Genomic DNA, 5,366 nt, shown 5'->3' on the forward strand with positions numbered 1-5,366 from the left:
TCTGCGCGGCCTCGGACAGTTGCGCGAGCGCCTGCGTGATCTGGTCGGCGCCCGTCGCCTGCGTCTGCATGCCTTCGTTGACCATCACGAAACGTGGCGCGAGCGTCTGCACCTGCATGATGATCTGCGACAACTGGCCGCCGACCTGTTGTACGTCGGTCATGCCGCGCCGCACTTCTTCGGAGAACTTGTCCATGCCCATCACGCCGGCGGCGACCGCCGACTGGATCTCCTTCACCATCTGTTCGATATCGAAGGTTGCAACCGCCGTCTGATCCGCAAGCCGGCGGATCTCGGTCGCAACGACCGCGAAACCGCGCCCGTATTCGCCCGCCTTCTCCGCTTCGATAGCCGCGTTCAGCGACAGCAAATTGGTCTGGTCGGCGACCTTCGTGATGGTGGCGACCACTTGGTTGATGTTGCTCGCGCGCTCGTTCAGGATCGCCAGCTTGCCGTTCACCGAGCCGGCCGCTTCCATTACCAGGCGCATGGTGTCTTCCATGCGCGTCAAGCCGATCTGACACGTACCGGCGAGTTGCGCCGACTGTTCGGCGACGCCGGAGACTTCGTTCATCGTGCGCACGAGGTCGCGGGACGTCGCAAAGATTTCCCGCGATGTCGCGCCGATCTCCGTGGTCGTGGCCGCCGTTTCGCTCGCCGTGGCTTGCTGTTCGCGCGCAGTCGCGGCAATTTCCGCCACGGACGTGGTCACCTGCACCGCCGACTTCTGCGCCTGGCCGACGAGACCCGTGAGTTCATCGGTCATGCGGTTAAAACCCGTGCCGAGCGTGCCGAATTCATCCCCGCGCTCAAGGTGCAGGCGCTGCGAAAGATCGCCGGTACGCATGGCATCGACCACTTCGACCAGGCGCCGCATGGGGATCGTGATGGCCTTGAGCAACAGGAAGCCCGCCCAAGCCGCCACCACGAATGTCACGAGAAGCACGACCAGCAGCGTTATTTCAGCTTTCGTGACCGACTGGCGAATGCTCTGCGCCGACCTGATCTGCTGTGAATTGTTCAGCTCGACCAGCTCGCGGATCGCGGTCCTGCCCGCTTCCCAGATCGGCGTGAGCTGGGTGTTGAACGCCGTTGCTGCCGTGGCCTTCGATACCGCCAGGTCATCGAGGATCTGCCCCTGAACCGGCGCGTAGAGCGTGCGTTGCTGCTTGAAATTGTTGAAGAGGCGACGGTCCTCGTCGTCGAAGATCGTGGCTGCGTATTTGTCCATCAGCTTGTCCAGCGAGTCCTTCGTCTCCGCTGCACGCTGCGTGTCGCGCTTGATCTGATCGGGCTCGGTATCGATGTAGATCAACCGCTGCGTCACCGTGTAGTTCTCGAACCACGACGCGCGGATCGTCGTCGCGAGATAAACGCCCGGTGAGGAATCGACTTCCTGGCTATGCGCGTCACGATCGATGTCGCTGAACAACGCGTACGACACCACGGCCATCACAAGCATCAACGCCAGGATCACGCCAAAGCTCGCAAGAATCCGGTTTCGAATGGTCAACTGCTTCACGCATGAACCTTTTCAGTAATGGTGGGGACGGGCGCGCGGAGGCGACGGACAAGGAACGTCGGCGCAATTTTAAGACGGAAAACAAAACGGCTAGCGGATTAATGCGTAGATCTGTCTGTTATCTGCTAATGGCGCCCGGCTGCGGCTGTTTTCCGGCAAATATTGCGTGCACGAACTCGACAAAAATTATGCACAGAAACTGGGGAGCACCCTGTTGAAAACGTTCTGACAAGCGCCGAACGACATTGATAGCAAACGGTTTTCAGCCACCGCTTCATAGCGATCAAAGCGTGTGGTTGGCGCGTCGACGGTTCATCGACTTGTGCACACAAACTGTTGATGGCCCTGTGGACAAGCATGAGCTTATGTCTGTAAGCCTCTGATTCGAATTGGGAATCGAGCTGCGACTGGTTTTGATACACGTTTGCCTGCTTCAGGCGATCCGTGTCACGGCAGGCAAGTTATCCCCAAAAATTGTGGGCAGGCTTGTTGATAAGTGCGGGACCTGAAACCTAAGCTGCTGATGCAGCACGAATTAACACGTCTGACTCAATGCGCGCTTTTGGCATGGCGGCCAGCGCTCAGCGAAAACCACCGGCGGGTCTTCTCGGATTGGTAAACGGCAACGGGCCCGTTCGACGAACCTCGCCACGGATGCGGGAAAGGAGGTCATCGGCTCGATATCGTTCGTCGGCGGCGAGATGGTCGGCGACGGCGTCGAAAGCGGTATCGATGCGCAACAGCACCGCTTCTGCCTCGCCGCGTTTCAGGCCCAGGCGTTCACCGTAAGCCGCGAGCTGTTCGGGCACCGGGAACACCTTGGACTTGTTCAGGTTCAGCGCCATGCGGCCATCGAGCGACGGATAGATGCCCGTACAGACGACATCGTAAATAGGCGAAACGCGGCGCGGTCCGGTTGGATCCGAGTACAGCAGGCCTATGTTCTTCATGTGGGCATCTCCGTCACGCAGAAAGCACGACAACGCCACACGCTCGAACAGCCGCGTGGCCTGTGCGCGGAAATCCGCACCCGTGTACACCTCCACTGCACGCGCGATCATCTCGTAACTGCCGCGATACTTCTCGTTGCCCGTCAGCACGCTCATGTCCTCGAAACCAAGCGCCGCGCCGTCCGGCGTGCGGTCGAACCGGGCCATGACAAACAGAAGACCGTCGTCGGACAGCCAGAAGTCCGGCACTTCGAAACCCGCTTCCCGCGCCACCGACATGCAAAGGAACTCGTTGCGCGCGATGCCTGGATAGTCGTCACCCTCCGCTTTCACGATCACCGTCTTGAGCGGCAATGCAGCGTGTGAATCGACGGTAGCAGGCTCGGCCGGCGCCGGAAGCAGCGGCACGACCGTCTTGGGTTGCACGCCCGAGATACCAGACCCGAGCGCGTACTTGCTCACGAGCCGCTCGAACAGTTGCCCCGAAGGCGAAGACAGCAATTCGTCGAGCTGCTCGCCCTCGCCTTCGGGCACTGCTTCGCCGCGCAGCGCATAGGTCAGCCGTCCGATCTGGTTCCGGCCGGCGAGAAACAACAGGAACATGTCGCTCGGCGTGCCAAAGCGCGCCAGTCTTTCTTCGATGATGTAACGCAGATAGCCTTCCGGCCGGTTCATGGCGAAGACGCTCATCAACGCGCCGCTGCTGTAACTCTTGCGGCGAACGGGCATGGTCAGCGAGACAGCCGCGCTTGGCTCGACGTCGCCGTAATTGAAGACAAACGTGCTTTCCTTCGCCAGCAATCCGGCGATGCCCTGGGGCGTGTGGACATCGAGTTGACGGATTTTGTCGAAAAGCTTTTCGATGTCGAAAGTGGAAGCAGGCGTGTTCATTCCTCCTCCCGGAAAAAGAAATCCAGGTCCTCGTAGACCACGGTATCTTTCGGACGCAAGGTCAGGTCGTAACCCAGCGCGTTCGCCATTCGGCAGAACTCATGAAGACCGACATTCTGCGCGGTCTCCGCGTTCGTGATCGTTCGCCGCGACACGCCTGCGCGGTCGGCGAGCGTCTGCTGATTCATACGAAGCTCACGCCGGAGCTTTCTGAGCTCAGCGGCGACTCGCTCCGAATTACTGATAGGATCGGATTTTTTGCGCGTCATGATGCTCAATTATAGGCTTTATTAATTTTTTGAGCATTATTTTACGCATTGGCATGTTTTGATATGCCTGCGACGCCATAACTTGAAATTGCGCGTTATCTTGCGCTTTTTAGATAGGAAAACGGCAAATGCGCATTTTAATGCGCATTTGCCGTTTTACGTACGCTAACCAAAACCAGCGATCAACTCCCCCGATAAGCCGCCGCACTTGCCGGTGAAGGCGCTACCGGCTGAGCCTTGGCTTTGCCTTTCGCAGCCGCCGCACCGGGAACCGACGCCGCAGCCGGGTTCGACACCCCCGGCTCCATATATCCGGGCGCACCTTTCGCCGCTTGCTTCTGCCCGGGCGGCGGGGCCGACGGCGCCTTGCGCATGTCAGCCAGCATTTGCGTGCACGGCAGCGGCTGGTTGTTGCTCGGCGCAATCAACGGAATCAGTGCGGCAAACGGATTGATCAATCCGAGCCCGACCGCCGCCGCGCCACGCGCGGCCAGCGCACCGGCATCCACGCCCACGTGCGGGTCCTTGAATGTCCCCTTCACGTAGAGCGGCGAGCGTAGCGAAAACACCCGGAAGCCCTTCGTGTGCGGATGAATGCCAAGATTCATCTCCTCGGTCTTGAGGTTGATCGTGCCGTCCATGTTGATGACGGCGTCGTCGGTATCGAGAGCGAACACGCGCGACTCAAGCACGCCGTTCGTCGCCACGAAATCGGCGGCGGCGCAGTTGATCTTCACGTCGCGTTTGCCAAAAAGCTTCTCGTACACCGCATTCGCCACGTTCAAGCCGGCCGCTTCCATGTACAGGCGGCTGACGGTGCCATCGGTGATGAGCGTCTTCACTTCGCCGTTCATCGTGCCGGCGAGCGCAGCCGGGGAATTGCCGGTCGCGGACAACGCGGCGTCGCCGTTCACTTCGCCCAAGGCGGACTGCATGGTCTTGACGGTCGGCAGAAGCTGCTTGAGCTTCAAATGCCGCGCCGAGGTCGAGAAGCGGCCCTTGAGCGGCGTCGTGCTGCCATCGAGGTGAATATCCGATGACAACGTCCCGCCCGCCACGCCGAACTTCAGCGGCTCGAACGACAGCACGCCATCCTTCATCACGACATGCGTGTAAAGGTCCGAAATTGGCAGCGCCGGGTCCTTGACGATCTTGCGGCCGGTGAACTTCACGTCGGCATCGACGGCCTTCCATCGGTCGGTCTTGAACTCTTCGGCAGGCAATGCCTTGGCCGACGGCTGTTTCTCCGTCTCTCCGCGCTTGGCTTTGCTGGCGTTGGAATCGGCGCCGATGATCGGTGCCAGATCCGAGAACTGCAGCAGGTTCGATACAAGCTCGCCCGAGAGCAACGGCCGAGGTTTGCGCCCGACGAACGTCAGCGAGCCGTTCAGGTCGCTGCCGCCGACGCGGCCGGTGAAGTTCTCGTACTTGAAGACGTTGCCGTCCTCGCGGAACTGGCCGACGAGCCGTCCTTCGGTCGCATACGGCGGCGTGGTCGGCAGCGTCACGCCAACAATCGGATAAAGGTGATCGAGACTCACACCCTGCAACCAGAGGCGCAGATCGAGCGCGCCCAGATGCGCCGGGTCGGTCACCGTCCCGACAAACGCAATATGCGTGTCGCCAATACGAACATCCGCCTACACCGGGAACGGCCGCGTGGCGTCCTGCAACGCGAACACGCCGCCGTATGCAACCGAAGGACGGCTCGTCGGCCAGTTCCGCGAGGACGGC

General features: G+C 60.5%; 3 protein-coding genes and 1 pseudogene. All 4 read right to left on the reverse strand.

From position 1 onward, the window contains the following. The coding region (locus ACRXB1_RS29190; protein WP_449494003.1) for a methyl-accepting chemotaxis protein at window positions 1-1,522 on the reverse strand (1,522 nt) is incomplete at its 3' end. A 581-nt stretch (window positions 1,523-2,103) separates the two neighbouring features. Then, window positions 2,104-3,363 (reverse strand): type II toxin-antitoxin system HipA family toxin, encoded by a 1,260-nt coding sequence (locus tag ACRXB1_RS29195; RefSeq protein ID WP_449494004.1) that lies wholly within the window; start codon window positions 3,361-3,363, stop codon window positions 2,104-2,106. Continuing rightward, complete coding sequence (locus ACRXB1_RS29200) at window positions 3,360-3,632, reverse strand: helix-turn-helix domain-containing protein (RefSeq protein WP_061999500.1); 273 nt, start codon at window positions 3,630-3,632, stop codon at window positions 3,360-3,362. Before ACRXB1_RS29200 ends, ACRXB1_RS29195 begins: the two co-directional genes overlap by 4 nt. A 182-nt stretch (window positions 3,633-3,814) precedes the next feature. Beyond that, a pseudogene (locus ACRXB1_RS29205) lies at window positions 3,815-5,366 on the reverse strand (AsmA family protein); the annotation flags it as partial.

The organism is Caballeronia sp. M23-90 (genome assembly GCF_053574605.1).